Annotated in this window: 25 protein-coding genes and 1 tRNA gene; 7 read left to right on the plus strand and 19 right to left on the minus strand. The window is 62.4% G+C overall.

Annotation, left to right across the window (positions count from 1 at the left end; genetic code table 11):
* Window positions 1-67: 67 nt before the first annotated feature.
* Both leuA and ybiB read right to left on the minus strand, forming a co-directional pair.
* On the minus strand, window positions 68-1,807 hold the full coding sequence (gene leuA, locus P3T17_RS12895) for a 2-isopropylmalate synthase (protein WP_429407048.1): 1,740 nt from the start codon (window positions 1,805-1,807) through the stop codon (window positions 68-70).
* A 406-nt stretch (window positions 1,808-2,213) separates the two neighbouring features.
* Window positions 2,214-3,188, minus strand: coding sequence for a DNA-binding protein YbiB (gene ybiB, locus P3T17_RS12900; RefSeq protein WP_074263283.1), 975 nt, complete (start codon window positions 3,186-3,188; stop codon window positions 2,214-2,216).
* Between the two features lie 318 nt (window positions 3,189-3,506).
* Here ybiB and P3T17_RS12905 point away from each other — a divergent pair, with 318 nt between their 5' ends.
* Both P3T17_RS12905 and maiA read left to right on the plus strand, forming a co-directional pair.
* On the plus strand, window positions 3,507-4,205 hold the full coding sequence (locus P3T17_RS12905) for a fumarylacetoacetate hydrolase family protein (protein ID WP_074263284.1): 699 nt from the start codon (window positions 3,507-3,509) through the stop codon (window positions 4,203-4,205).
* Window positions 4,206-4,233: 28 nt separating this feature from the next.
* On the plus strand, window positions 4,234-4,878 hold the full coding sequence (maiA, locus tag P3T17_RS12910) for a maleylacetoacetate isomerase (RefSeq protein ID WP_429286761.1): 645 nt from the start codon (window positions 4,234-4,236) through the stop codon (window positions 4,876-4,878).
* Between the two features lie 131 nt (window positions 4,879-5,009).
* Here maiA and ftsY read toward each other — a convergent pair whose 3' ends face one another.
* Entirely contained in the window at window positions 5,010-6,194 is a 1,185-nt protein-coding gene (gene ftsY / locus P3T17_RS12915) for a signal recognition particle-docking protein FtsY (RefSeq protein ID WP_429407050.1), read from the minus strand.
* Window positions 6,195-6,442: 248 nt separating this feature from the next.
* On the opposite strand from ftsY, the gene rsmD reads away from it, so the two are divergent.
* The 3 genes from rsmD (at window position 6,443) to P3T17_RS12930 (ending at window position 8,003) form a co-directional block, all read left to right on the plus strand.
* Window positions 6,443-7,057 carry a 16S rRNA (guanine(966)-N(2))-methyltransferase RsmD gene (gene rsmD, locus P3T17_RS12920; protein WP_429407052.1) on the plus strand — a complete coding sequence of 205 codons (615 nt, stop codon included), beginning with the start codon at window positions 6,443-6,445 and terminating at the stop codon, window positions 7,055-7,057.
* A 113-nt stretch (window positions 7,058-7,170) separates the two neighbouring features.
* Complete coding sequence (gene coaD, locus P3T17_RS12925) at window positions 7,171-7,683, plus strand: pantetheine-phosphate adenylyltransferase (protein WP_429286763.1); 513 nt, start codon at window positions 7,171-7,173, stop codon at window positions 7,681-7,683.
* Window positions 7,684-7,748: 65 nt separating this feature from the next.
* Entirely contained in the window at window positions 7,749-8,003 is a 255-nt protein-coding gene (locus tag P3T17_RS12930; protein ID WP_429286764.1) for a YfhL family 4Fe-4S dicluster ferredoxin, read from the plus strand.
* Window positions 8,004-8,067: 64 nt separating this feature from the next.
* Here the strand turns inward: P3T17_RS12930 and hisC are convergent, their stop codons facing one another.
* From hisC to P3T17_RS12970, 8 genes are all read right to left on the minus strand, one after another.
* Window positions 8,068-9,147, minus strand: coding sequence for a histidinol-phosphate transaminase (gene hisC, locus P3T17_RS12935; protein ID WP_429407216.1), 1,080 nt, complete (start codon window positions 9,145-9,147; stop codon window positions 8,068-8,070).
* Between the two features lie 14 nt (window positions 9,148-9,161).
* On the minus strand, window positions 9,162-9,764 hold the full coding sequence (pth, locus tag P3T17_RS12940) for an aminoacyl-tRNA hydrolase (RefSeq protein ID WP_122153316.1): 603 nt from the start codon (window positions 9,762-9,764) through the stop codon (window positions 9,162-9,164).
* 142 nt (window positions 9,765-9,906) lie between these two features.
* Complete coding sequence (locus P3T17_RS12945) at window positions 9,907-10,533, minus strand: 50S ribosomal protein L25/general stress protein Ctc (protein WP_074263291.1); 627 nt, start codon at window positions 10,531-10,533, stop codon at window positions 9,907-9,909.
* 165 nt (window positions 10,534-10,698) lie between these two features.
* Complete coding sequence (locus P3T17_RS12950; protein WP_074263292.1) at window positions 10,699-11,655, minus strand: ribose-phosphate pyrophosphokinase; 957 nt, start codon at window positions 11,653-11,655, stop codon at window positions 10,699-10,701.
* 45 nt (window positions 11,656-11,700) lie between these two features.
* Window positions 11,701-11,777: transfer RNA gene (locus tag P3T17_RS12955), tRNA-Gln, on the minus strand.
* A 53-nt stretch (window positions 11,778-11,830) separates the two neighbouring features.
* Window positions 11,831-12,712 carry a 4-(cytidine 5'-diphospho)-2-C-methyl-D-erythritol kinase gene (gene ispE, locus P3T17_RS12960; protein WP_429407055.1) on the minus strand — a complete coding sequence of 294 codons (882 nt, stop codon included), beginning with the start codon at window positions 12,710-12,712 and terminating at the stop codon, window positions 11,831-11,833.
* A gap of 53 nt (window positions 12,713-12,765) precedes the next feature.
* Complete coding sequence (gene lolB, locus P3T17_RS12965; protein WP_429407057.1) at window positions 12,766-13,440, minus strand: lipoprotein insertase outer membrane protein LolB; 675 nt, start codon at window positions 13,438-13,440, stop codon at window positions 12,766-12,768.
* Window positions 13,440-15,281, minus strand: coding sequence for a tetratricopeptide repeat protein (locus P3T17_RS12970; RefSeq protein ID WP_429407058.1), 1,842 nt, complete (start codon window positions 15,279-15,281; stop codon window positions 13,440-13,442). The genes lolB and P3T17_RS12970 overlap by 1 nt, the downstream gene beginning before the upstream one ends.
* An 87-nt stretch (window positions 15,282-15,368) precedes the next feature.
* Between P3T17_RS12970 and mutM the strand changes: the two genes are divergently transcribed.
* A complete protein-coding gene (gene mutM, locus P3T17_RS12975; RefSeq protein ID WP_429407060.1) occupies window positions 15,369-16,199 on the plus strand; it encodes a bifunctional DNA-formamidopyrimidine glycosylase/DNA-(apurinic or apyrimidinic site) lyase in 831 nt (276 codons plus the stop codon).
* A 7-nt stretch (window positions 16,200-16,206) separates the two neighbouring features.
* On the plus strand, window positions 16,207-17,337 hold the full coding sequence (mutY, locus tag P3T17_RS12980) for an A/G-specific adenine glycosylase (RefSeq protein ID WP_429407062.1): 1,131 nt from the start codon (window positions 16,207-16,209) through the stop codon (window positions 17,335-17,337).
* Between the two features lie 17 nt (window positions 17,338-17,354).
* On the opposite strand, the gene P3T17_RS12985 is transcribed toward mutY, so the two are convergent.
* The 8 genes from P3T17_RS12985 to lptA form a co-directional block, all read right to left on the minus strand.
* On the minus strand, window positions 17,355-17,987 hold the full coding sequence (locus P3T17_RS12985) for an LON peptidase substrate-binding domain-containing protein (RefSeq protein ID WP_429407064.1): 633 nt from the start codon (window positions 17,985-17,987) through the stop codon (window positions 17,355-17,357).
* Between the two features lie 41 nt (window positions 17,988-18,028).
* Window positions 18,029-18,922, minus strand: a complete 894-nt coding sequence (rapZ, locus tag P3T17_RS12990) for an RNase adapter RapZ (RefSeq protein ID WP_429407066.1) — start codon at window positions 18,920-18,922, stop codon at window positions 18,029-18,031.
* 82 nt (window positions 18,923-19,004) lie between these two features.
* Window positions 19,005-19,973 (minus strand): HPr(Ser) kinase/phosphatase, encoded by a 969-nt coding sequence (gene hprK, locus P3T17_RS12995; protein WP_074263299.1) that lies wholly within the window; start codon window positions 19,971-19,973, stop codon window positions 19,005-19,007.
* A 143-nt stretch (window positions 19,974-20,116) separates the two neighbouring features.
* Complete coding sequence (locus P3T17_RS13000) at window positions 20,117-20,632, minus strand: PTS sugar transporter subunit IIA (protein WP_429407067.1); 516 nt, start codon at window positions 20,630-20,632, stop codon at window positions 20,117-20,119.
* A gap of 234 nt (window positions 20,633-20,866) precedes the next feature.
* Window positions 20,867-21,226: a ribosome hibernation-promoting factor, HPF/YfiA family gene (hpf, locus tag P3T17_RS13005; protein WP_074263301.1), complete on the minus strand. Its 360-nt coding sequence runs from the start codon at window positions 21,224-21,226 to the stop codon at window positions 20,867-20,869.
* 171 nt (window positions 21,227-21,397) lie between these two features.
* Window positions 21,398-22,921 carry an RNA polymerase factor sigma-54 gene (locus P3T17_RS13010; RefSeq protein WP_429407069.1) on the minus strand — a complete coding sequence of 508 codons (1,524 nt, stop codon included), beginning with the start codon at window positions 22,919-22,921 and terminating at the stop codon, window positions 21,398-21,400.
* A gap of 184 nt (window positions 22,922-23,105) precedes the next feature.
* Window positions 23,106-23,906, minus strand: coding sequence for an LPS export ABC transporter ATP-binding protein (gene lptB, locus P3T17_RS13015; protein WP_074263303.1), 801 nt, complete (start codon window positions 23,904-23,906; stop codon window positions 23,106-23,108).
* The gene (gene lptA, locus P3T17_RS13020; protein ID WP_074263304.1) at window positions 23,903-24,574 is read right to left on the minus strand and encodes a lipopolysaccharide transport periplasmic protein LptA; all 672 of its coding nucleotides are present in this window, start codon (window positions 24,572-24,574) and stop codon (window positions 23,903-23,905) included. The genes lptB and lptA overlap by 4 nt, the downstream gene beginning before the upstream one ends.
* Window positions 24,575-24,593: the final 19 nt, after the last annotated feature.

Consider the following 24,593-nt stretch of genomic DNA (forward strand, 5'->3'; position numbering starts at 1 on the left):
CAGATCGTGCCGCGCTCTCTTAAGGTTGTTGTCTGCTTTTGCGTCTGAGTTGAGCAGCCGGTTGCCGTCAGGCCGCGACTCTACGGTCGCGCTCTTGCCACGCCGCCGAATTTACCACTTCTGCCATATCTGTCCCGGCCGCCTCGTTTGTTCCGATTGCCCGGTTCACCGCGCTGACAACGGCATCCACGACCGCCGTCGCAGCTTCCGGGCTAACTCCAACGCCGTACCGGACCGCGTGCTCTCCGACCCTGCAGCCCGCGAACACCGCCGTGCGCCCATCGGTGGTACGAGTGCTTTCAAACGAGATGACCTCAATCGTCTGCCCCGCAACTGCAGCGAACGCGGCGGCGACGCGGCGGGCGTGTTGCTCGTGCGGCGCATGCTGCGCGTCTTGCGCCTCGGACGGCGCACGGGGCCGATTCGTCGCCGCCACATTGACGTCGCGATCTTCCCACCGCACGGTTGAAGCGTTGACCCGCCGCGCCGGCCCTGCGGTCTCGAAGTACTCGCGGGCGAACAACGCACAGATCGCCTCACCGCTGATCTCGGCGCCACTGATATCCGTGGCGGCCTGCACCGCGTGGCTGAACTCGATCTGCACGCGGCGCGGCGGCGTGAAGCCCATGCCGCGTTCGAGCAGGTAGGTCGAGCCACCTTTGCCCGACTGGCTGTTCACGCGGATCACAGCGTCATAACTGCGGCCCACGTCGGCCGGGTCGACCGGCAGATAGGGCACTTCCCACACTGCGTCCGGCTTCTGCTGGGCAAAGCCCTTGCGAATCGCATCCTGGTGCGATCCCGAGAACGCCGTATAGACGAGATCGCCCGCATACGGATGGCGCGGATGCACCGGCAACTGGTTGCAGCGCTCTACCACGCGGCGTACCGCGTCGATATTCGAGAAGTCGAGGCCTGGGTCGATGCCTTGGGTGTAAAGATTCATCGCCAGCGTGACGAGGTCGACATTGCCGGTGCGCTCGCCATTCCCGAAGAGACACCCTTCGACGCGATCCGCGCCCGCCAGCACGGCGAGCTCGGCGGCGGCGACCGCGGTGCCGCGATCGTTATGCGGATGCACCGACAGCACGATGCTGTCCCGGTAGCCGAGATTGCGGTCCATCCATTCGATCTGGTCGGCGTACACGTTCGGCATTGCGGCTTCGACCGTAGCGGGCAGATTAACGATCATCTTGTGATCCCGCGTGGGCCGCCACGTCTGAGCGACCGCATCGCACACCTCGCGGGCGAACGGCAGCTCGGTCATGCTGAAGGTTTCGGGCGAGTACTGGTAGATCCAGTGCGTCTGCGGCCGTTCTTGCGCGTACTGCTTGATGAGCCGCGTGCCCTCGACCGCGAGCGCCTTCACTTCGTCTTTCGACTGGTTGAAGACGATCTTGCGGAACGCCGGTGCGATCGCGTTGTACAAGTGGACGATCGCGCGCGGCACGCCGTCGAGCGCCTCGAAGGTGCGCGCGATCAGTTCTTCGCGCGACTGGACGAGCACCTGGATCGTCACATCGTCGGGAACGCGCTTCTCGTCGATCAGCTTGCGCACGAAATCGAAGTCGGTCTGCGAGGCCGACGGAAAGCCGACTTCGATTTCCTTGAAGCCGATCCGGACCAGCATCTCGAAGAACTCGAGCTTTTGCGCGATGCTCATGGGCTCGATCAGCGACTGGTTGCCGTCGCGCAGGTCGGTGGCCATCCAGATGGGGGCTTGCTGGATCGTGCGGCTGGGCCATTTTCGGCCGGGCAAACGGACGGCGGGGAACGGCCGGTATTTTTCAGCGGGATTGCGCAACATGATGAGCCTCGTTCGTTCTGTCGTATGCAAAGGGGCGTGGCCTCGAGCGGCTGGCGGGTTGCCACGGATGCGACCTTCGCGATTCGTCCGAACGGTAAACGGACGAATACAAACGACTGACAGGTTGTAAAAGGAACTACGGTTTGGGGTGCAACGGAAACTGCGGGACTACTTTGAGGACCGGCTTTGAACCGCTGGGGCGGCCAACGCGCGGCGCTACGCCTGGCTTACGCTAGACGTAGCGATAGGGGCCGCGCTAGGCGGCCGGAGGTAATTCGGAGGGTGTTCGGAAGGGAACGCATGGGTCAAATGTATGCGAGCGGGCCGCAGCGTGTCAACCGCGGATGCTCACAATGGATCGTTGCGCAGCCTCGCGTGAAGCGCCGTAGCGCCCGCGCGAAGCCCGTCACGCCGAGATTCGGGCGATCTCCGCGATCACGCCAATCTGCCGTTCGATCGCGCTCGGCACGGGCGCTTCGCCGCGCAGTACGGCATCGATCCACGCAGCGGTGGTAGCGGCGTCGCGTGCTTCGGGCAACTCGACTTCGGGGGCGTCTGCCGAGGAGCGCTCGGCGGCCACGCGTGTTTCGCAGATGCCGTCATGCAGCCAGTCGATCTGCACCTGCCGGCGCGTATCGGCGACGGCTTCGCCTTCTGTGCCGCGTGCGAGCAGCGCACCACCTGCGGCCGCATCCGGATGAGTGACGAACAATTGGGTCAGGGCGTCACGATAGGGTGGATGCGTGTAGTTCACGAGCCGCAGCCCGGGCGGCGCGAACGGTTGCAGGATCTTGACGAGCGTATGCGTGGAATTGCGCACGCCCATCCGGCGGCGCAGCGCCAGCAGGCGCGCGAGCTTTGGCGCGAGCGCGGTGATCGGCGCAAAGGCAAGGCGGCGCGAGGCGAGGCTGTCTTCGATCTGCGCATGATCCTGCGCGTGCGCGATCTGCAGATGGGTGAAGATCTCGGCGCTGGTCACGCGGCCCGGGTCTTCAGTGACGCCGTGCACGAGTACCGGCACCCCTTCACGGGCCAGCAGCAGCGCGAGCAGCGGCACCAGGTTCGGCTGCTTGCGCGCGCCGTTGTAGCTGGGGATGGAAACCGGCCGGTAGGCGCTGTGTGCAATCTGGATCGGCTCGAACGAGGCATGGGCGGCCGCCAGCATCGCGGCGAGCTCGTCAGCGGTTTCGCCCTTGACCCGGTACGCCAGTAGCACCGCGCCGAGTTCGAGATCGGAGACGCGTCCGTCGAGCATCGCGCTGTAGAGCGCGTGCGTGTCTTCGGGCGTCAGCGCGCGTGCGCCGTTCGGGCCGCGGCCAATCTCCTTGATAAAGCGGGCGCAGGGGAAGTCGGGGACGGCGGTATCGGCGGATTCGGTCATCGGGCTTAGTGGGGCTGGGTGGCCAGGCGCGCCATGGACGGCGTCGGCCACGGTATTCAAAGGGTGTTCGCGTTGTCTGCGGCGGGATCGGTTGCGCTATTCGCAGATATACCCGCAGCGGTATCTGTAGTGAGTATCGCATCTATGGCGTTTCCGCAAGTTGACACAGGGCTGCAAGCGTCAGCGGCTCATCTCATGCCGGGCGCCACCGCTGGGCCTCTCTGGACTGCCGGGTTCGCGCGCAGCCCGTTCCCCCTCGCGTTAAACTCAATGCTTTATTGCCGCGCTCGCGGCGCTTACTAAAGATTGGAGAACGGGATGAGTTACGTGTTTGCTCCCGCACCGGTAGTCGCGGTGCCGGTCGTCGGGTCCAGCGATCAATTCGCGGTGCGTCGTATTTACTGCGTGGGCCGTAATTACGAAGCGCACGCGCGCGAGATGGGGCACGACCCTGACCGTGAACCGCCGTTTTTCTTCAGCAAGCCCGCGGATGCCGTCGTCTATGTCGCTCCGGGCGAGACTGGCGAATTTCCGTACCCGGCCCAATCGAAGAACGTTCACTTCGAAATGGAACTGGTCGCGGCGATCGGCAAGCCGGGCAAAGACATTCCGGTCGGAGAGGCGCTGGAACATGTGTATGGCTACGCGCTCGGGCTCGATATGACGCGGCGCGATTTGCAGGCTGAAGCGAAGAAGCTGGGCCGACCCTGGGATACCGCGAAGGGCTTCGATCACTCGGCGCCGCTCGGCCCGATCCATCCGGTTTCGAAGATTGGACAAGTCGATAAGGGCGCGATCTGGCTCACCGTCAACGGTGAAGAAAAGCAGCGCTCGGATGTGTCGCAGCTGATCTGGTCGGTGGCGGAGACGATTGCGTATCTGTCGACGCTGTTCGAACTGCAGCCCGGCGATCTGATTTTCACGGGCACGCCCGAAGGCGTCGGCGCTGTCGTGAAGGGCGACACGATGAAGGGCGGCGTGGACGGACTCGGCGAATTCAGCGTACGCGTCGTCTGAAGCTGCCGCAGGGAGGAGACAGATAAATATGAAGCTTTATAGCTATTTTCGTAGCTCGGCGGCGTATCGCGTGCGGATAGCCTTGAATCTGAAGGGGCTGCCGTATGACTATGCGCCGGTGCATCTGCTGCGCGATGGCGGCGAGCAGCTCAAGCCGGCATATCGCCGGCTGAATCCGGATGCGATCCTGCCCACGCTCGTGGATGGCGACAACGTTTTGACGCAGTCGCTCGCGATCATCGAGTATCTGGAGGAAACGCATCCGGAGCCACCGTTGCTGCCGAAGTCGCCGGTTGATCGCGCGTATGTGCGCTCGGTGGCGCTGCAGGTGGCTTGCGAGATCCATCCCGTGAACAATCTGCGCGTCCTGAAATATCTGAAGCACACGGTGGGCGCCGACGACGCGACCAGGGACGAGTGGTACCGGCATTGGGTCGAGGCGGGTTTCACGACGCTCGAAGAGCATCTGGCGAGCGATTCGCGCACCGGCAAGTTCTGCTTCGGCGATACGCCGACGATGGCCGATGCGTGTCTCGTGCCGCAGGTGTTCAACGCGCAGCGCTTCAAGATCGACCTGACGCGTTTTCCGACGATCCATCGCATTCACGATCAGGCGTTGCAGCTTGATGCGTTTGCGCGCGCGGCGCCCGGTGTGCAACCGGATGCGGAGTGAGGGGGGAGTCAATGGGCCGCTGAGCCATTGTGGCCAGGTATAGCACCAACAAAGAGGGCGCTCCCCGGAGCGCCCTCTTTGTTGGTGCCGCGATCTTGCGACTCACGCCGGCGAGATGCCATCCGCGCTGTTTAGCCGCCGAGCAACGCGTCAGAAAACTCCTCGGCGCTGAACGGCTGCAAGTCCTCCACCTTCTCGCCGACGCCGATGAAGTACACCGGGATCGGCCGTTGCCGTGCAATGGCCGCGAGAATGCCGCCTTTGGCCGTGCCGTCGAGCTTGGTGACGATCAGACCTGTGAGTCCGAGCGCATCGTCGAACGCTTTTACTTGCGTGAGCGCGTTCTGACCGGTGTTGGCGTCGATCACGAGCAGCACTTCGTGCGGGGCGCTGTCCATCGCCTTGCCGATCACGCGCTTGACCTTGCGCAACTCTTCCATCAGATGCAACTGGGTTGGCAGACGTCCGGCCGTATCGGCCATCAGCACATCGATCTTGCGCGCGCGAGCTGCGCCGACCGCGTCGAAGATCACCGCGGCCGGATCGCCGCTTTCCTGTGACACGACCGTCACGTTGTTGCGTTCGCCCCAGATCGCAAGCTGTTCGCGCGCGGCGGCGCGGAAGGTGTCGCCTGCAGCCAGCAGCACCGACTGGTTGAAGCTCTGCAGATGCTTCGCGAGCTTGCCGATGCTAGTGGTTTTGCCGGCGCCGTTCACCCCCGCGATCATCATCACGAGCGGCTGGGCGCGGCCCAGCATCAGTGATTTTTCGAGCGGTTTGAGCAGGTCGATCAACAGTGTGCGTAGCGCGGCCTTGACCTGTTGCGGCTCGGTCAGACGCTCGGCGCGGACTTTTTCACGCAGCGATTCGAGCAGAAATTCGGTGGCGTCGACACCTGCGTCGGACATCAGCAGGGCGGTTTCGAGCTCCTCGTAGAGGTCATCGTCGATCTTGGCGTTGATGAAGATGCCGGTCAGGTTCGAACTGGTCTTGGACAGACCGGTTTTCAGGCGCGTGAGCCAGGACCGCTTGGCCGCAGCTTCGGGCAACGGCGGCGGCACGATCTCCACGGTTTCGAGCGCGGTTTCCTCTTCAGGCTGCGCTTGCAGGGGCACAAGCGGCTCGATGTCGCTCACGGGCGCGGCTTGCGTGCCAGTGTTGCTGACGGGCCGCGGGGCGGTTTGTGCAGCAGGCGGGGCCGGCCGTGCCGCAGCGGCTTCGGCTTGCGGAGCGACGGATTCCTGCGCCGTCTGCGATTCCTCGGGCGTCGCGTCAGGGTCTTTCGAACCCTTGAATCGTTTGAAAAAGCTGAACATGTTCTGGCGTGGTGAGAGCGAGCGCCGGTGCGCGCAGCCGGTTGGGCCCGGTGGCAGCGGCAGGCAGCGTGACAATGCGGGATGCAAGGCGCTGGAAGGCGCTTATTTTATCAGGCATGTCTGATCTGGCCGCATTAGCCGTCCGGCCAGGGTGAGATGCTTTTCACCCTGTGGTAACGTTGCCTCTCCAACCCCGGTGCAAAAGCGCCTATGGGTAACTGCCTAACCGTTTAACCGTTCGAATCTGCATGCCTCGTCCTTCTACCTCCCGCGCGCCAGCTGCTCCGTCTCACCGCGGCAAACCGCACGCCATCCGCATCATTGGCGGCGACTGGAAGCGCACACCGTTGCCTGTCCTCGACCTCGACGGCCTGCGTCCTACGCCCGACCGCGTGCGGGAAACGCTCTTTAACTGGCTCGGTCAGCGCCTTGACGGCCAGCGTTGCCTCGATCTGTTTGCCGGCAGCGGGGCGCTGGGCTTCGAGGCGGCTTCGCGCGGCGCGGCACGGGTTTTGATGGTCGAGCACCACGGTAAGGCGGCCGGGCAATTGCGTGCCAATCAGGCGCGCCTCGCGCCCAACACGATAGAAGTGGCCGAAGCGGACGCGCTGCGCCTCGCGGCGAGCCTCGCACCCGGTTCGTTCGACGTGGTGTTCCTCGATCCGCCGTTCGATTCCGACCTGCTGGGCCGCGCGCTGGAACTGGCGGCACCGCTCGTCAGCGCCGAAGGATTCCTCTATGTGGAAGCCGGCGATGCGCTCGACGTCGCACAGACGCCCGCGCTGGCGGGCTGGACCATCGTTCGGCAGGGGAAGGCTGGGGCGGTCCACTATCATTTGCTGCAGCGCGAAAATGAGGAATAATGCGCGTTCCAAAACAAGCGCCGGACGGCTAGCCGTCACGCGCGCGATCGGCGGCAAACGCGCCCTGCGGGCGTGCTTGACGTGCCCATTTGTCTGAAGAGAGGAGAAGTGTCATGGTAGTCGCCGTGTACCCGGGTACGTTCGACCCGCTGACGCGCGGTCACGAAGACCTCGTTCGGCGCGCGTCGAGCATTTTCGATACGCTGGTGGTAGGCGTCGCCGACAGCCGCAACAAGAAGCCGTTCTTCACGCTCGAAGAGCGCCTCGATATCGCTCACGAAGTCCTCGGTCATTACCCGAATGTGCAGGTAATGAGCTTCAAGGGGCTATTGAAGGATTTCGTTCGCACCAACAACGCCCGTGTGATCGTGCGCGGCCTGCGCGCCGTGTCGGACTTCGAATACGAGTTTCAGATGGCCGGCATGAACCGCTATCTGCTGCCCGACGTCGAGACCATGTTCATGACGCCATCGGACCAGTATCAGTTCATCTCCGGCACCATCGTGCGCGAGATCGCGCAGCTGGGCGGCGACGTCAGCAAGTTTGTGTTCCCGTCCGTGGAAAAGTGGCTGAAGGACAAGGTGGCTTTGCTGGATCAGGACAACGGCCAGGCGGGACAGTCCTAACCAGCGTAAACTAGCGGTTTGACGGAACGAAAGCCGGCCTCGCGCCGGCCCGAAGTGAGAAAAGCATGGCCCTGATGATTACCGACGAGTGCATCAATTGCGACGTCTGCGAGCCCGAGTGCCCGAACGACGCAATTTCGATGGGCCCGGAAATCTATGTGATCGACCCGAAGAAATGCACCGAATGCGTCGGTCATTTCGACGAGCCGCAGTGTATCCAGGTGTGCCCGGTGGAGTGCATTCCGCGCGACCCGGAACACCTGGAAACGCCCGAAGGCCTGCTGGCGAAGTATCACGCGCTGCAGGCCGCCAAGGCCTGAGCAGTCTGCTTTGGCGAGGCGTGTGAGTCTCGCCTCACTCTTCATCCTTCACGTTCCCGCGTGCTTAGCCTGCGTGCGCGCGAAACACATCCTTCAGCGCTTCCAGCAAAATATCGCATTCCGCATCAGTGCCGATCGAGATACGTAAATGCTGATCGATGCGCGGCGCCTTGAAATGGCGCACAAAAATCTCCTTCTCCCTTAGCCGTAAGGCAAGTGTCGCCGCGTCATAGCCTTCGTGGCGGGCGAACACAAAATTCGCCCCCGACGGCACGACACTGAAACCAAGTCCTGTCAGGCCCGCAGACAGACGCTCGCGGCTCGCGATAACTTTCGCGCAACTGTCGCGGAACCACACATCGTCCTGATAGGCGGCGATTGCTGCGACCTGTGCAAGCCGGTCGAGCGGATAGGAGTTGAAGCTGTCCTTGACGCGCGTCAGCGCTTCGATCAGCGCCACATTGCCGAACGCAAAACCCACGCGCATGCCGGCCAGCGAGCGCGACTTCGAGACGGTCTGCGTCACCAGCAGATTCGGATAGCGGTCGATCAGCGAGATCGCCGACTGCGCGCCGAAGTCCACATATGCTTCGTCGATCACCACAACCGAGTCGGTATGCCGTGCCACCAGCCGCTCGATTTCGCCGAGCGGCAAAGGGTGGCCAGTCGGCGCGTTCGGATTCGGCAACAGAACACCGCCGTTGGGCAAATCGTAGTCGTCGACGCGGATGGCGAACGCGTCATCCACGGGAACGGTCCGGTAATCGACCTCGAACAGGCCGGCGTACGTCGGATAAAAGCTGTACGTGATGTCCGGGAACAGGATCGGCTTGTCGTGCTTGAGCAGCGCCTGGAAGGTCAGCGCGAGAACTTCGTCCGAACCGTTGCCGGCGAACACCTGTTCGGCGCGGATGCCGTGGTGCGCCGCGACCGTCTCGCGCAGCTTGCGTGCGGTCGGGTCGGGATAGCGTCGCAGCGATTCCGCGCTGTCACCGAGTTCATGACGGATCGCGTCCAGCACGCGCGGCGACGGAGGATACGGGTTCTCGTTGGTGTTCAGCTTGACCGGATGGGCGAGCGCGGGCTGTTCGCCCGGCACATACGGCGTCAGACGGTGGACGATGTCACTCCAGTAACGGCTCAAACTTGCCTCCATATTCAGCTGCTGCGATGCAACTGCATTACCGCCCGGTCGAGTTCGCCTTTGACAACGAGCGGCATCTGGACGAGCGCGCGTTCGATCGATGCGTCAATCACATCCTGCTCTTCGCGGCGCGGCGGCTTCAGCACATAGTTGGCTACGTCCGGCTTGGCGCCGGCACGCGCACTTTCCGGAATCAGATCGCGCGGATGGCCAATGCCGATACGCAGCCGCCAATATTGTTGCGACGAGAGATGCGCGGAGATGTCCTTCAGGCCGTTATGACCGCCGCTGCCGCCACCGAGCTTCAGCTTGACGGTGCCGGGCGGCAGATCGAGTTCGTCGTGCGCAACCAGAATCTCATCGGGCAGGATTTTGAAGAAATGCGCGAGCGCGACGACCGATTGCCCCGAGCGGTTCATATACGTCTGCGGCTCGAGCAGATGGACCTCCTCGCCATGCAGACGGGCCTTCGCGTAGAAGCCGTGAAAGCGCCGCTCGTCACGCAAGGTGGTGCCGGCTTCGCGCGCCAGTTGATCGACCAGCCAGAAACCGGCGTTGTGACGCGTCGCGGTGTATTCGGCGCCCGGGTTGCCGAGCCCCACGATCAGCTTGATCATGATTGATTCATGATGGGTTAAGGGCCGGCGGCGTACCACGCGACCTGAAAAAAACGAAAAAAAACCCGCCGGGGCGAACCGCGGCGGGTCATATCGTCCGTTCCATTGAAACGGATCGAGAGGATTGCTCGCTCTATGCAGCTTAAGCGGCCGGCGTTTCGCCTTCGCCAGCAGCAGGAGCAGCAGCGTCGCCTTCAGCGACAGCGCCAGCCGGGATCGTCGCGGATGCGATCACCGGGTTTTCAGCTTCGATGTGTGCAATCAGCGCGACACCAGCCGGCAGGACGATGTCCTTGGCGTGCATCGTTTGACCTGCTTCGATCTTCGCGAGGTCGACTTCGAGGAACTCAGGCAGTGCCGACGGCAGGCACTCGATTTCGATTTCGTTCAGAACGTGCGAGATCACCGCGCTCGACAGCTTGACTGCCGGGTTCGATTCCTGGTTCATGAAGTGCAGCGGCACCTTGGTGTGCAGCTTCTTCGTTGCGTCGACGCGCTGGAAGTCCACGTGCAGCACGAGCTGACGGAACGGATGGTATTGCACGTCGCGCAGCAGAACCTGTTGCGCCTTACCGCCGACTTCCAGATCGAGAATCGACGAATGGAAAACTTCTTTCTTCAGGGCGTGCCACAACGCGTTGTGATCGAGTTCGATCATTTGCGGTTCAGCACCAGCGCCATAAACGATTGCCGGCGTCTTGCCGGTAATACGCAGGCGGCGGCTCGCACCCGTACCTTGCTGTGAACGCTCGAAAGCGACTACTTTCATTTTGAATCTCCAATGCACTGCCCGCGACCAGGCAGTAAAAACGGGGCCTTCATGCCAGATTGGCCGAGGCCCCAGACTCGACGGCACGAACCTTCGTTCGCCCATGCCGATTGTGCAAAAGCGCAGCGTGCGATTTGTAACCGCGCGTCGCGCCTTCGCAAATACTTAACTTTCCGCAAACAGCGACATCACCGAATCGCCGCGGCGGATCCGCGAGAACGTTTCGGCCAACAGACCTGCGCTCGTCAGCGAACGGATCTTGGCGCACGAGCGGGCTTCTTCGCCGAGCGGGATCGTGTCCGTGACGACCAGTTCGTCGAGCGCGGATGCAGCAATACGCTCGCCGGCACCGCCCGACAGAACCGGGTGGGTTGCATACGCGAACACCTTGATTGCGCCGCGCTGCTTCAATACCTGTGCAGCCTTGCAGAGCGTGCCCGCGGTGTCGACCATGTCGTCCATGATCACGCAGGTACGGCCTTCGACTTCACCGATGATGTTCATCACCTCAGCGATATTCGCCTTCGGGCGGCGCTTGTCGATGATCGCGAGATCGCAGTTCAGTTGCTTGGCCAGTGCACGGGCACGGACCACACCGCCGACGTCCGGCGACACGACCAGCAGGTTCTCGTGATTTTGCTTGCGCAGATCGCCGAGCAGCACGGGCGTCGCGTAGATGTTGTCGACGGGGATGTCGAAAAAACCTTGAATCTGGTCAGCGTGCAGATCCATCGTGATGATCCGCTCGACGCCAGCGATTTCCAGCATGTTCGCCACCACCTTGGCCGAGATCGCGACGCGTGCCGAACGCGGGCGACGATCCTGGCGGGCATAGCCGAAGTAGGGGATAGCAGCGGTGATCCGGCCAGCGGATGCGCGCTTGAGCGCATCGACCATGATCATCAGTTCCATCAGGTTGTCGTTCGCCGGCGCGCACGTGGATTGCAGGACGAAGACATCCTTGCCGCGCACGTTTTCCTGAATCTCGACCTGGATCTCGCCGTCCGAAAAACGGCTGACCATCGCTTTGCCGAGGGGAATACCGAGGATTTTTACGACTTCGTGTGCAAGCGCGGGATTCGCGTTGCCAGTAAAAACCATCAGGCCGTCATGGCTGCTCATCATGCACCTGCTTCTGGCTGGGGGGCGAGGAACTGCGAGAATTTTTGGCAGGGGAGGAAGGACTCGAACCCTCGAATGCCGGAATCAAAATCCGGTGCCTTAACCAACTTGGCGACTCCCCTACACTAACTTTGAGCTTCCCCGAGCGTGTAGGACCGCTCGACGATGCAAAACTTTATGACGCGAAGCCGAATAGTGGATGTGTATCCAAGCTTGCTGTTACCGCGCTGTTCCATTCGCCTGGCAGTTTGGCTTGCACCGCTTCTGCTTCATCGCGACTTTGGAACGCTGCAAAAACGCTTGCACCTGATCCAGTCATCCGCGCGGGTGCGACGTTGTCAAACCATCCCAACACCTGCGCAACTTCTGCGTATTTTCCCACGACAACTTGCTGCATGTCATTCCGGCCAAAACTGTCGGGCCATCCCGTACTGCAAGTTTGTTGTGCAAGAAAGTCCGTAATTGTGAGGGGTTTTGAGTCCCTTGTCAACGATTTCTCGGAGAAAATCGCTGCAGTTGGAACGTGAACCCTTGGTGTCACAACGAGGAAATATCGCGGCGGCAATTGTACAACCTCCAATGCCTCTCCGACACCCTCTGCAAACGCATTTTTTCCGAACACAAAGAACGGCACATCGGCACCCAGCTTCAGTGCAATTGCCTGCAGTTCTTCGCGCGGCAGAGCGAGCTTCCACAGACGGTTCAGCGCCAGCAGCGTGGTGGCCGCGTCCGAACTGCCGCCGCCGAGGCCGGCGCCCATCGGCAGCCGTTTCTCGATCGCAATGTCGACGCCTTCCTGCGTGCCCGTATGGCTTTTCAGCAGTACCGCGGCTCGCACCGTCAGATCCTGTTCCGGCGGCACACCGGAGATGTCGCTGCTACGCGTGACGAGACCGTCGGACCGTCGCGTGAAATGCAGCGTGTCGCCCCAGTCGAGCAACTGGAACACGGTCTGCAGCGAGTGATAGCCATCCGGCCGCCGGCCGGTGATGTGCAGGAAGAGATTGAGCTTCGCTGGCGCAAGGCAGTCGCGCAGCGAATCGTTTGTTTCGGTCATGAGTAAAGACGAATTGCAGCAGGCGAGTCGTACGGGTAGTGCGCTTCGCCAGGTTACTGGTCGAGTACCAGCTTGATTTCGAGTGGCGGTTCCTGGCGGCTCAGATTGACGCGCTTGAGGCCAGTGGCCGGCGCATCGGCATACGCGACGTAGTTGATGGTCCAGCCGTCCTGAACGATTTCCTTCAGATGTGCGGGATCCTGCGGATCCTGCTCAGTTCTGGCTCGCGAAGTGGGCGCGGCCGATGGCTGCAACCAGTAGCGCAGGCCTTCGACGGGCAACGCAAAGCCGAGCGCATTCTGCATCAGCGTGGACACGTTGTCGGCGGTGAGCGGCTGGCGATTCGGCAGTTCGAGCGAGGCAGAGGCTGGCGACGATGTGACAATCGCGAGTGTCTGACCGAGCGGGTTACGCAACTGCAGCGTGACCGTGTCGCCGGCTTCCTGCCAGTCGAAGTTGCCGTAAGCATTGCGTTGCGCGCCGTTCTGATCGACGTACTGGACGGCGAAGCGGCCGTGATAGGCGCGGCTTGTTTGAGCCGTGACCGAGGTCGTGGCGTTAGACGTCGACGGTTGCCGCGGTGTCACCGAGGCGCACCCGGTCAACCCGGACACCGTGACGACAGCCGCCGCTGCGAACCCCAGCGCCGCGCGGCGTGGCGCCTGGAAATAATGGAACCAGCCAGCAAGCCAGCGCGCGGAACGGATAGAGCGGTTCGAAATGAGCATCAGAGATCGTTCACCTGAAAACGTGCGAGCGTTTTGAGGAGCGTATCGTTGTCCGGTTCCAGCTTGCGGGCTTCACGCCAGGCGTCGCGCGCCTGATCCTGGGCGCCGGTCTTCCACAGTACTTCGCCAAGATGCGCGCCGATTTCTGCATTGGGCTGCAGATTGTAGGCCTTGCGCAGCAGCGTGAGCGCATCCGACGTATCGCCGAGGCGATACTTGACCCAGCCCACGCTGTCCATGATGAACGCATCGTTCGGCGCTAGCGACGCGGCCTTCTGGATCAGCTTGTCCGCTTCCTGCAGGCGCACGCCGCGGTCCGCCAGTGAATAGCCGAGGGCGTTGTAGGCCTGCGGATTGTCCGGCTGCGTGTCGATCAGCCTGCGCAACTGCGCTTCCATGATGTCGTAGTGGCCGTTCTTCTCAGCCGCCATCGCATAGTCGTAGGTCAGATCGGGGTCGTCGGGGAAGTCGGCGGTGGCTTGCGCCAGGCGCGCTTCCGCTTCCGGATAACGCTTCGAGTCGAACAGGATGGCGGCATCGGTGCGGTCGATCAAGGCCTGATCGCGCGGGTCAGGCGCTCGCAGGCCCGCCAGCAGCTTGCGGGCGTCGTCCGGCTTGTTCTGCTTTTCGAGCAACTGGGCGCGCGTGATCTGCGCCGGAATGTACTGCTGGCTCGTCGGCGCAATCTTGTTCAACCAGTCGCCTGCCGCTGCGTCATTCTTCTGCTCGAGCGAGATCTGCGCGAGATAGATGTAGGCCTGGCCCGGATCGGCGCCCGTCGTCTTCTCCGCTTTCTGCGCGTACTGCTGCAGATAGGTCTGCGCGGTCGGATAGTCCTTTTTCTGGATCGCGATCAGCGCGAGCGCCATCATCGGCGTCAGATCGTTCGCGTTGTCCTTGTGCATCTCCACGAACTGCGCCTGCGCGTCGTCGAGACGGTCGCTGGCCAGATACATCTGGGCCAGCGCGAGCCGGGCATCATGCGATTTCGGATTTTGCTGGACGTACTTCTCGAGCGACGCGATGCCTTCCTTGCGCTCTTCCGGACCCATCTGCGAGAGCGTGAGTGCAGCGGGCAGATAGTCGGGCTTCAAGGCGAGCGCCTGCTCGAGCGACTTGCGTGCGCCCGGCGCGTCGTTCGCCACGATCTGCTGACGGGCGATAGCCAGTTGCGCTTCGGGCCGGTTCATGTCGTTCTTCAGCAGATCCTGCAGCACATGCAGGCCGCCGATACGATTCGGACCGCGCGAGAGCAGCAGTTGCAGCGAGAGGATCGCGCTGCCGCGATTCGCTTCCGGCACCTTTGCCAGTTCGCGTGTGAGCAGCGGCTCTGCGTCGTCAGGCTTGCCCGACAGAACGAGCAGCGAAGCATCGAGTTGCGCCGCGCGTTCCGATGAGGGCGCATACTGCTGCCACAATTGCGCGGCCGCGAGGGCGTCCGAAGGACTCTGCGCTGCCAGCGCGATCTCCGTGGCGCGTTGCGCCATGCGCGGATCGTGCGTGTCGCGCGCAAGCGCAAGGTACGTTTGATAGGCCGGCGCCGGCTGGTCGCGCTGCAAGGCGACTTCCGCCGCGAGCACCTGGAACACGATCTGGCTCGACAGGGCAATATCGGGCAGATTTTTCTGGTCTTCAGGCGTTTGCGCACCGAGCGCATCCGGGATGGACACGGAGTTGTCGTCCGAATCGGACGAGGGATCCTGCGCGTGCCCCGGCAAGGCGGCGAGCGCCCACACGGCAAGCGCCGCCGCACCTAACAGGCGTCGGGCGGAGACAGCGTGCGGCACGCGGGAGGCGCGCGACGGGCGCTTCGAAAACAGCTTCACGAAGGACAAGTTCATGGAAATCCGTTCAATGTTTCGGACGATTGTAACGCGCTCGCTACAATAAGCGCACAACCACTCACGCAAGTTGCAGACCAGTTAGACATGCCAGAGTTGCCAGAAGTTGAGGTTACCCGACGCGGAATCGAGCCATACGTCTCCGGACGCCGGGTCGAGCGCGTCGACGTTCGCACCCCCGCGCTGCGCTGGCCGATTCCGGCAGACCTTGCGAGAACCTTGCGGGGCCACGTGGTGCATAAGGTCGAACGGCGCGGCAAGTACCTGCTGTTCGAAATCGACGACGGCTGGTTCATTGTGCACCTGGGCATGACTGGCACGCTGCGCGTGCTACGCAACCTGCCGCATCTGCCGGCTGCTGCGAAACACGACCATATCGACTGGATTTTCGACGAGTTCATTCTCCGCTATCGCGACCCGCGACGCTTTGGGGCCGTCCTTTGGCACTCGCGCGAAGACGGCGATGTGCTCGAGCATCCGCTGCTGGCCGGCCTCGGGGTCGAACCGTTTTCGCCTGCTTTTTCTGGCGCGCTGATGCACCGGGAGACGCGCGGCCGCAAGGTCTCCGTCAAGCAGGCGCTGCTGGCGGGGGAGATCGTGGTGGGGGTGGGCAATATTTACGCGTCCGAAAGCCTGTTTCGCGCCGGTATCCGGCCCACCACGCCCGCTGGCCGTGTTTCGCCGGTCCGCTACGGGTTGCTCGCGGATGCGGTGAGAGTCACGCTTGCTGCCGCGATCGAAAAAGGCGGCAGCACGCTGCGCGATTTCGTCGGCAGTGACGGTGAAAGCGGTTATTTCCAGCTCGATTATTTCGTCTATGATCGCGCGGGGCTGCCATGCCGCGTGTGCGGTACGCCGATCAAACAGATCGTGCAAGGGCAGCGCTCGACTTACTTTTGTCCTACCTGCCAGCGCTAATTTTCCGATGCCCTCCCGCTTAACGCCGTCCGCGACGGCCACCGTGCCTGTTTTACCCATCGAGCCTGCTCTCGCTGATTTCTCTGCACGTCTGATCGGCTGGCAGCGTCAGCACGGCCGCCACGACCTGCCTTGGCAGAATACACGCGACCCCTATCGCATCTGGCTGTCGGAAATCATGTTGCAGCAGACCCAGGTGTCAACCGTGATTCCGTATTACGCGCGTTTTCTGGCGCGCTTCCCGGACGTCGCCGCGCTCGCCGCAGCGCCGATCGACGACGTGATGGCGCTGTGGGCCGGTCTCGGCTATTACTCGCGTGCCCGTAACCTGCATCGGTGCGCGCAGGCGGTGGTCGAACTGCACGGTGGGGCGTTTCCGGCTTCGGTGGAGGAGTTGGCCGAATTGCCGGGGATCGGCCGCTCGACCGCGGCGGCGATCGCGTCGTTTGCGTTCGGCGCGCGGGCCACGATTCTCGACGGCAACGTGAAGCGTGTGCTGGCCCGCGTGTTTGGCGTCGAAGGTTTCCCAGGCGAAAAGAAGGTCGAAAATGCCATGTGGACGCTGGCTGAATCATTGCTGCCGTCCAACGCCAGCAATGATGATGTGAGCGCCTATACACAGGGCTTGATGGATCTCGGCGCGACCCTGTGTATGCGCGGCAAGCCTGACTGCGAGCGCTGTCCGTTCGCGCCCGACTGCGTGGCAAATGTCACCGGCCGGCAGCGTCAACTGCCGGCCGCGCGGCCTAAAAAGGCTGTGCCGACGCGACGTACCTGGATGCTCGTGTTGTGCGACGGCGATACGGTGATGCTGGAAAAGCGGCCTCCGTCGGGTATCTGGGGTGGGCTGTGGAGCCTGCCGGAAGCGGCTGATGAAGCGGCGTTGGCGAAGCGGGCACGCGAATTCGGCGGCGACGGTGCGGTCTCGCCGCTTGCGCCGCTTACACACACGTTCACGCATTTCCGGCTGGATATCGAGCCGCGCATCGCGGAACTGGGTCGTGTCGCAGGTGGCAAGACGGCGCTAGTGCTAGGTGATGCGGAAACCGTGTGGGTGGCGCTGCGCGACATCGACGCGTACGGCGTGCCGGCGCCGGTGCGCAAGCTGCTGGATGGCCTGCACGGGTCTTTGCTGTAGATAGCTTGCAGGAGCCCTCACAACAACTGATGCTGCTGCATGTAGTGATGAACCACATCGATGCGCGCCCCGGCATCCGGCAGCTCCATCAGCTTTTGCCGCGCCCGCAGGGCAATAGGCAACACTTCCGAGAGCCGGTTTGACACCCACGTCGGGTCTTCGAGTTTGAACGGTTCCGCGAAAGGCAGGCTATCCGGATCGCGCTCGCGGATTGTTGCGATGATCCGCTCCAGTACTTCCGCGCAAGCGCCAAATTTGGCCAGCAACTCGTTGCCTTCGAGCGGTACGTCGTCCGGCAGCGGCTCCGCCATGCCCACCAGGAGACCGCTCGCTTCCACGCGATGCGATAGCAGCCGGAAGCGCCGCGTGCCACGCGCGCGGATCAGCAGCATGCCGAAGGTTTCGACATCGCACTCCCCGATCTCCGCCAGACAGCCGACCGCTTCAGGCACGGAGGGCTCGTCTGGAAGCGCCACTTCACCACCGCTTTTTAGCAGACATACGCCGAACGGAGTCTTTTCGCGCAGACACTCGCGCGCCATGTCCAGATAGCGCGCTTCGAAAATCTTCAGGGGCAGCAGCCCATCGGGAAACAGCACCGTGTGCAGCGGAAACAGCGGCACATCGGCAAGCACAGAAGTAGAGGACATGGCGCGCAACGCTTCGGGTTAAGGCCGCGCGATGCGGCCGGTTAAGCCACTAACTTCGATGATTCGCCGACGTCGACCGGCGCATCGCGGTGCCGCACGATCACATTGGCCTGCCTGGCAAGACGCGCGGCGAGCGTCTCGGCAATGAAAACGGAGCGGTGCTGACCGCCCGTGCAGCCGATTGCCACAGTCAGATAGCTGCGGTTATCGTCGCGAAAGTGCGGCAGCCACTTCGCGAGGAACGTCTCGATATCGCCCATCATTTCGTGCACGACGGGCAGGGCACCGAGGAAATCGATGACCGGTTTGTCGAGTCCCGTAAGCGGGCGTAATTGATGATCGTAGTACGGGTTGGGCAGCGTGCGCACGTCGAATACGAAATCCGCGTCGAGGGGCACGCCGCGCTTGAAACCAAACGACTCGAACATCAGCACGAGGCCACTGTGCTCCTGTTCGATAAAACGTTTGACCCATGCGCGCAACACGTTCGCGCGCAGGTTGCTGGTATCGATCTGGTGGCCGAACTCAGCCAGGTTTCCGACCAGTTCGCGCTCGCGCTCGATCGCTTCTTCGAGCGACGTCAGCAAACCCACATCTGCATCGTGCGAGGCCGAACCGGAGAGCGGATGGCGGCGGCGTGTTTCGGAAAAGCGTTGAATCAGCGATTGCGTGCTGGCGTTCAGAAACAGCACACGCACATCGTGTTCGCGCGACAGGTCGCGAATCATCGCGGGCATGTCGTCGAGCGAGGCGCTGGAACGCGCGTCGATTGCAACGGCGAGACGGTCGTAACCATCTGCCGCGAGGTAGGAGGCGAGTTGCGGCAGAAAGCGCGGCGGCAGATTGTCGACGCAATAGTAGCCAGCGTCTTCAAGCGCGTTCAGTGCAACGGATTTGCCGGAGCCGGAAATACCGGTGATCAGAATAATGCGCATGAGGTCGTCAAATCTGTACGTTTCATCATAGCATCTGGTCCCCGCGTGCGTGCCCCGTTGCCGCCGGACACACCGGGCGGTTTCAGATCAGCTTGCCGGGAAACTGGCTGTCCGGGTCCTGCATGGCGAGGCGCTGGCGATCCATGAAGTCGCGCAGCGTGTCGATGCCGCGCAGTTGCAGGATTGTGTTGCGCACGGCGGCTTCCACCAGCACCGCGAGGTTGCGGCCGGCCGCAACCTGAATGGTGACTTTGCTGATAGGCAGACCAAGCACGTCGACGGTCTGGCTTTCCAGTGGCAGACGCTGAAATTCGCCATCCGGACGGCGCACGAGCTGAACGATCAGCTTCAGCTTCATTTTGCGCCGTACGGCGGTTTCACCAAAAATAGTCTTGATATCGAGCAACCCGAGGCCGCGCACTTCCAGCAGGTTTTGCAGCAGCGGCGGGCAACGGCCTTCGACGAAATCTGGCCCAAGGCGCACGAAATCTACCGCATCATCGGCGACAAGGCCGTGACCGCGGCTGATCAGCTCGAGGCCGAGTTCGCTCTTGCCGAGACCTGAGTCGCCGGTGAGCAGCACGCCCATGCCGAGAATATCCAGAAAGACGCCGTGCAACGTGGCGCGCGGCGCCAGGATGCGCGACATGTACAGACGCAGGCTATCGATTACCGCTGCGGCCGACATTGGCGTAGTGAACAGCGGCGTGGATGAACGTGTGCAGCGCAGAACCAGCTCCGGCGGCGCGGCGACCCCGCCCGCCACCACCAGAAACGGCGGCTCGAGGGCGATCAGCTCGGCCATGTGGCGCGAGCGGTCTTCTTCGGATTGGCGCTGGTAATAGTCGACTTCGGCGTCGCCGAGCACCTGGATCCGGTTCGGGTGGATCAGGTTCAAGTGGCCGACAAGGTCGGCGCTCGAGGTGGCATTGGCGACCGTTTCCGCCGAGAAGCCACGCTCCCAGCCTTCATGCCCCGTCAGCCAGCTGAGTTTCAGCATGGCGGCGTTGTCGTCGAAAATGCTTTGGGCGTTGATGCTGGACGTATCCATGAGTCCGTGACTCCAGTGTGGGCCTGTGCCCCGCATGCGCCGGCTGCGTCAGCGCAGCCGGATTAGCCGGCGCGAGCCGGATTCGACACGGGGACCCAGCCGCTCGCAGGCGGGGGACCGACGTGCGGATGGGCGCCGATGCATCAAGGTTGCCACTGAGTGAGCAGTCGATGCAATGCTTCGCGGTTTTCTTCCGTATGCAGCCGTTCGCGCGTCTCGCGATCGGACAGCAGCTGGGCGATTTCCGAGAGAATTTCGAGGTGTTGCTGGGTGGCTTGCTCGGGTACCAGCAGGAAGATCAGCAGCGATACCGGCTGACCGTCCGGCGATTCGAAGGGGATGGCCTCGGCGAGGCGCACGAAAGCGGCGAGCGGCTGCTTCAAGCCTTTGATCCGGCCGTGCGGAATCGCGACGCCTTCGCCAAGACCGGTCGACCCGAGGCGCTCGCGCGCGAACAGATTGTCAGTGACCGTGCTGCGAGCGATGCCGTTCTGGTTTTCGAAAATCAGGCCTGCTTGCTCGAAGACGCGTTTCTTGCTGGTGACCGATAGTCCGACGACGACGTTTTCGAGGGGAAGAAATTTGGCTAAACGATTCATGTTGGCAGGCGGAAACGTGGCCTGGATACTCCTCGCTGTGGCGTTTGAGTGGCGTTCCATTCTCGACTGATGCTCACGGCGATGTGCTTGGAAGCCCAAAAAACGCAGGACTCCCGCTGAATAACCCCGATGACCCCTATGGTAACCGGCCCATTATAGAACAGCGCGACCATGGATGGTGCGGCGCGCCAATGCCTGTTCGTCGTGCGATGTGTTCTAGCCAACGAAAAACCGCCCGTTGCCGGGCGGTTTAGCTAGGTCGGGAAAAATCCCTCTAATCCTTCACGGTCCTGCTTATTGCGGCGGCACGTCCAGTTGCGGCGCCAGCTCTTGATACTTGATCGCGTCGTGTTGATGACCCTGCAGGCGATCTTTGTGACGAATGACTTGCCGGTCGAGCTTGTCGATCATCAGATCGATCGCGGCGTACAGGTCGCCGTCACAGCTCTCGACAAAGATGTCCTTACCCTTCAGATGCAGGTTGATTTCAACCTTTTGCCTCTTTACCTTTTCCTTGTGGTTGTCGACCGAGAGGACCACACTGCCATCGATCACCTGATCGAAATGTCTTAGCACCCTATCCAGTTTGGTGATCACGTATTCTCGCAACGCTGGCGTTACTTCGAGATGGTGTCCACTGATCTGCAAGTTCATAGTGCTTCTCCATGCTAGTGGCCGCTTGGTCCGCACGATGGGGCAGGTACCGGTCGATCGCTCGCCTCGCCTGTGTCGTCCCCCGTGACTGACTACTGGCAGGTCGCATCGGCCGGCCTGTCCGCCAACGGGCGGAGCGGCCGGAAAATGCCCGCCACACTACGCGGCGAGCTAAAGAGACTTGCGCAGGTTGACTGCGGGGATTCTGAGGGCTTCGCGGTATTTCGCTACGGTGCGCCGTGCGACCACGAATCCTTGCTCCGCCAGCAGTTCGGCTATGCGGCTGTCTGAAAGAGGAGATTTGGTGTTTTCCGCTCCTATCAGTTGCTTGATGAGCGCGCGAATGGCCGTTGAAGAGGCAGCGCCGCCCGTGTCCGTCGAAACGTGTGATCCGAAGAAGTACTTAAATTCAAGCGTCCCGAATGGGGTCAGCATGTATTTACCGGTTGTCACACGCGAGACAGTTGACTCGTGTAGGCCCAGCGTATCAGCAATTTCCCGCAAAACCAAGGGCCGCATGGCAATTTCGCCATGCACAAAAAAGCTCTTTTGACGCTCGACAATAGCCTGCGCCACTCGCAGGATCGTCTCGAAGCGCTGCTGGATATTTTTGATCAGCCAGCGGGCTTCCTGGAGTTGCTGACGCAGCGATCCACTGCCCGGATCGCCGCGGTTGTTCCGCAGAATGTTTGCGTACAGATGATTGATACGCAGTTTCGGCACGACCTCCGGGTTCAGCTCGGCCTGCCAGCTTTGACCGATCTTGCGCACCATGATGTCGGGCACGACGTAGTCGGCCTCGGCCTTGCCGTAGGCGGCGCCGGGGAACGGTTCGAGCGAGCGGATCAGCACGTGTGCATCGCGCAGATCGTCGTCGCTTGCCTTCAGATGTTTGCGCAGACGCGTGAAATCGCGCGCGGCAAGCAGTTCAAGATGGTGAGCCACGATCTCGAGGGCGAGCGTGCGGGTGGCCGAGCCGTCGAGGCGCAGCAATTGCAGCTTCAGGCACTCGGAAGCGGACCGTGCGCCCACGCCGGCCGGATCGAAGCTATGCAGCAGCGCGAGTGCGGCGTTCAGTTCGTCCAGGTCGACTTCGAGTTCTTCCGGCAGATCAGCCTGCACTTCTTCCAGCGTCGCGGTCAGGTAGCCGTCGTCGTCCAGAGACTCGATCAGAAACGTGATCAGCGCCCGGTCACGCTGGCTTGCCTGGGTGACGCGCAGTTGCGCCATCAGGTGATCGCGCAGCGAGGTGCTCGATTCGTGAATCTGCAGCGGCGGCAGGTCGTCGTCGTCGGAGGCGGTACCGGAACGGCCGTAGTCCTCCAGATTCCACTGGGACGAATCGCCGTTGCTGTCGGACGCGAGACCGTTGTACTCGTCGACACCCTGCGGTTCGCCGCTTTCGCCACCTTCACTGCTGCTGGAGGACGAGGAGGAGGACGACGACGAGCCGTTGCCCATCTGCTCCGGCGCGGCGTTGTTGGGCGCCTGGGCGATCAGCGAGCCGTCTGCGGCGACGCGCAGGGGGCTCGCGATCCAGTCGTCCTCGTTTTCGAGCAGAGGATTCTGGGAGATCGCCATCGCGACCTCCTGCTGCAGCTCAAGCGTAGACAGCTGCAGCAGCCGGATGGACTGTTGCAGTTGAGGTGTCAGCGCAAGATGCTGCGACAGGCGGAGTTGTAGGCTGGCTTTCATGGCAAGTTGAGATTCATTGTAAAGAGTTTGCCACGACCGCGATACCTTGCGGCATTCGCGATAACGCGTGCGCCCGGACTGGGTCTGCAGGGGCGCGGGCGGCCTGCCGCGTCAAAAATACGGGGAGGCCGCCGCAGCAAGGGGCCGGCGGCGGGGGACGCCGCCGTTCATGCCCCTCGGATACTTACATGCGGAAGTGCTCGCCCAGATAGACGCGCCGCACGTTTTCGTTTTCGATGATGTCGCCAGGCGCACCGGCGGCCAGCACGCTGCCGTCGCTGATGATGTAGGCGTGGTCGCAGATGCCGAGCGTTTCGCGCACGTTATGGTCCGTAATCAGGACGCCGATGTTGCGCTGCTTCAAGAACTTGACGATCTTCTGGATTTCCAGCACTGCGATCGGATCGACGCCGGCGAACGGTTCGTCGAGCAGAATAAAACTTGGATTAGTCGCCAGCGCGCGTGCAATTTCCACGCGGCGGCGCTCGCCGCCCGACAGCGACAGCGCCGGATTGCCCCGCAGATGCGCAATCTGCAGCTCATCAAGCAGTGCTTCGGTGCGGGTGGTGATGGTGTCCTTGTTGAGCCGCTTGCCGCTTTCGTCAAGCTGCAGTTCCAGCACCGCGCGGATGTTCTCTTCGACGGTGAGCTTGCGAAATACCGACGCTTCCTGCGGCAGATACGACAGTCCGAGCGAGGCGCGCTTATGGATAGGTAGCAGGCTGATCGATTTGCCGTCCAGATCGATTTCACCGGCGTCGAGCGGCACAAGGCCCACGATCATGTAGAACGAGGTTGTCTTGCCGGCGCCGTTCGGGCCGAGCAATCCGACCACTTCACCGCTCTTGACGTCGAGCGACACGTCCTTGACGACCGTGCGCGAGCCATAGCGCTTCTTCAGATTGCGAACCACCAGCGAGCTGCTGGTCCCCGCCGGCTTGCGGTGGGGAAGGGAAGGTGAATTGACGGAGTTTACTGAGCTCACTGGGGCGGGGTTCCCTGGATCTTGTTGGACGGCACGAGCGTAGCGGAGGCGCCGGTCAGCGGCGCGGCGCCGCCGTTGCGCGGCGCCAGCATCGCGCGCACACGGCCGCTCGGGTTGCCCGGGCCGGCGACGTCCTTACCCGCCTTGGCGGTGTAGAAGTCGTTCTGGCCGTCATAGGTGATGACGCTGCCGTGGACCGTGTCCATCAGCGTCGAGAGGCCCTGCAGACGGTTCACCGTGGCGTCGGTCGTCAACGTGGTGAGGTCCTGCTTGCCGTCGTAGTCGATGCGGATGGCCGTGCCTTCGACATACTCGTCGAGGCCTTCGCGCTTCTGGCGGAAATACGACAGGTTGCCGCCGCTCGAAGTACCGGTGGCGTACTGATAACCCTGCGGATCCTGGGTCACCTCGACACGATCGGCCTTGATGACGATCGTGCCTTTGGTGGCCACCACATGACCGGTGAAGATGTTGACCTGCTTCAGGTCGTCATACGTCATGTTGTCCGCTTCAATATTGAGCGGCTTGTCCTTGTCGGCGCGTTCGGCGTGCGCCGGCGGCGCAAAGCCGATGAAGGGCAACGCGAGCAGCAGCGCGGCAAGTCCGGCCCGGCACGCAGACAAGGTGCGCGCGCGGCCGGTATCAAAACGGTGGAACGATTCGTTCATGCAGTCACGCTGGAATGGA

Origin of the sequence: Paraburkholderia sp. GAS82 (assembly GCF_050436285.1) — a bacterium.
Lineage (GTDB): Bacteria > Pseudomonadota > Gammaproteobacteria > Burkholderiales > Burkholderiaceae > Paraburkholderia > Paraburkholderia phenazinium_B.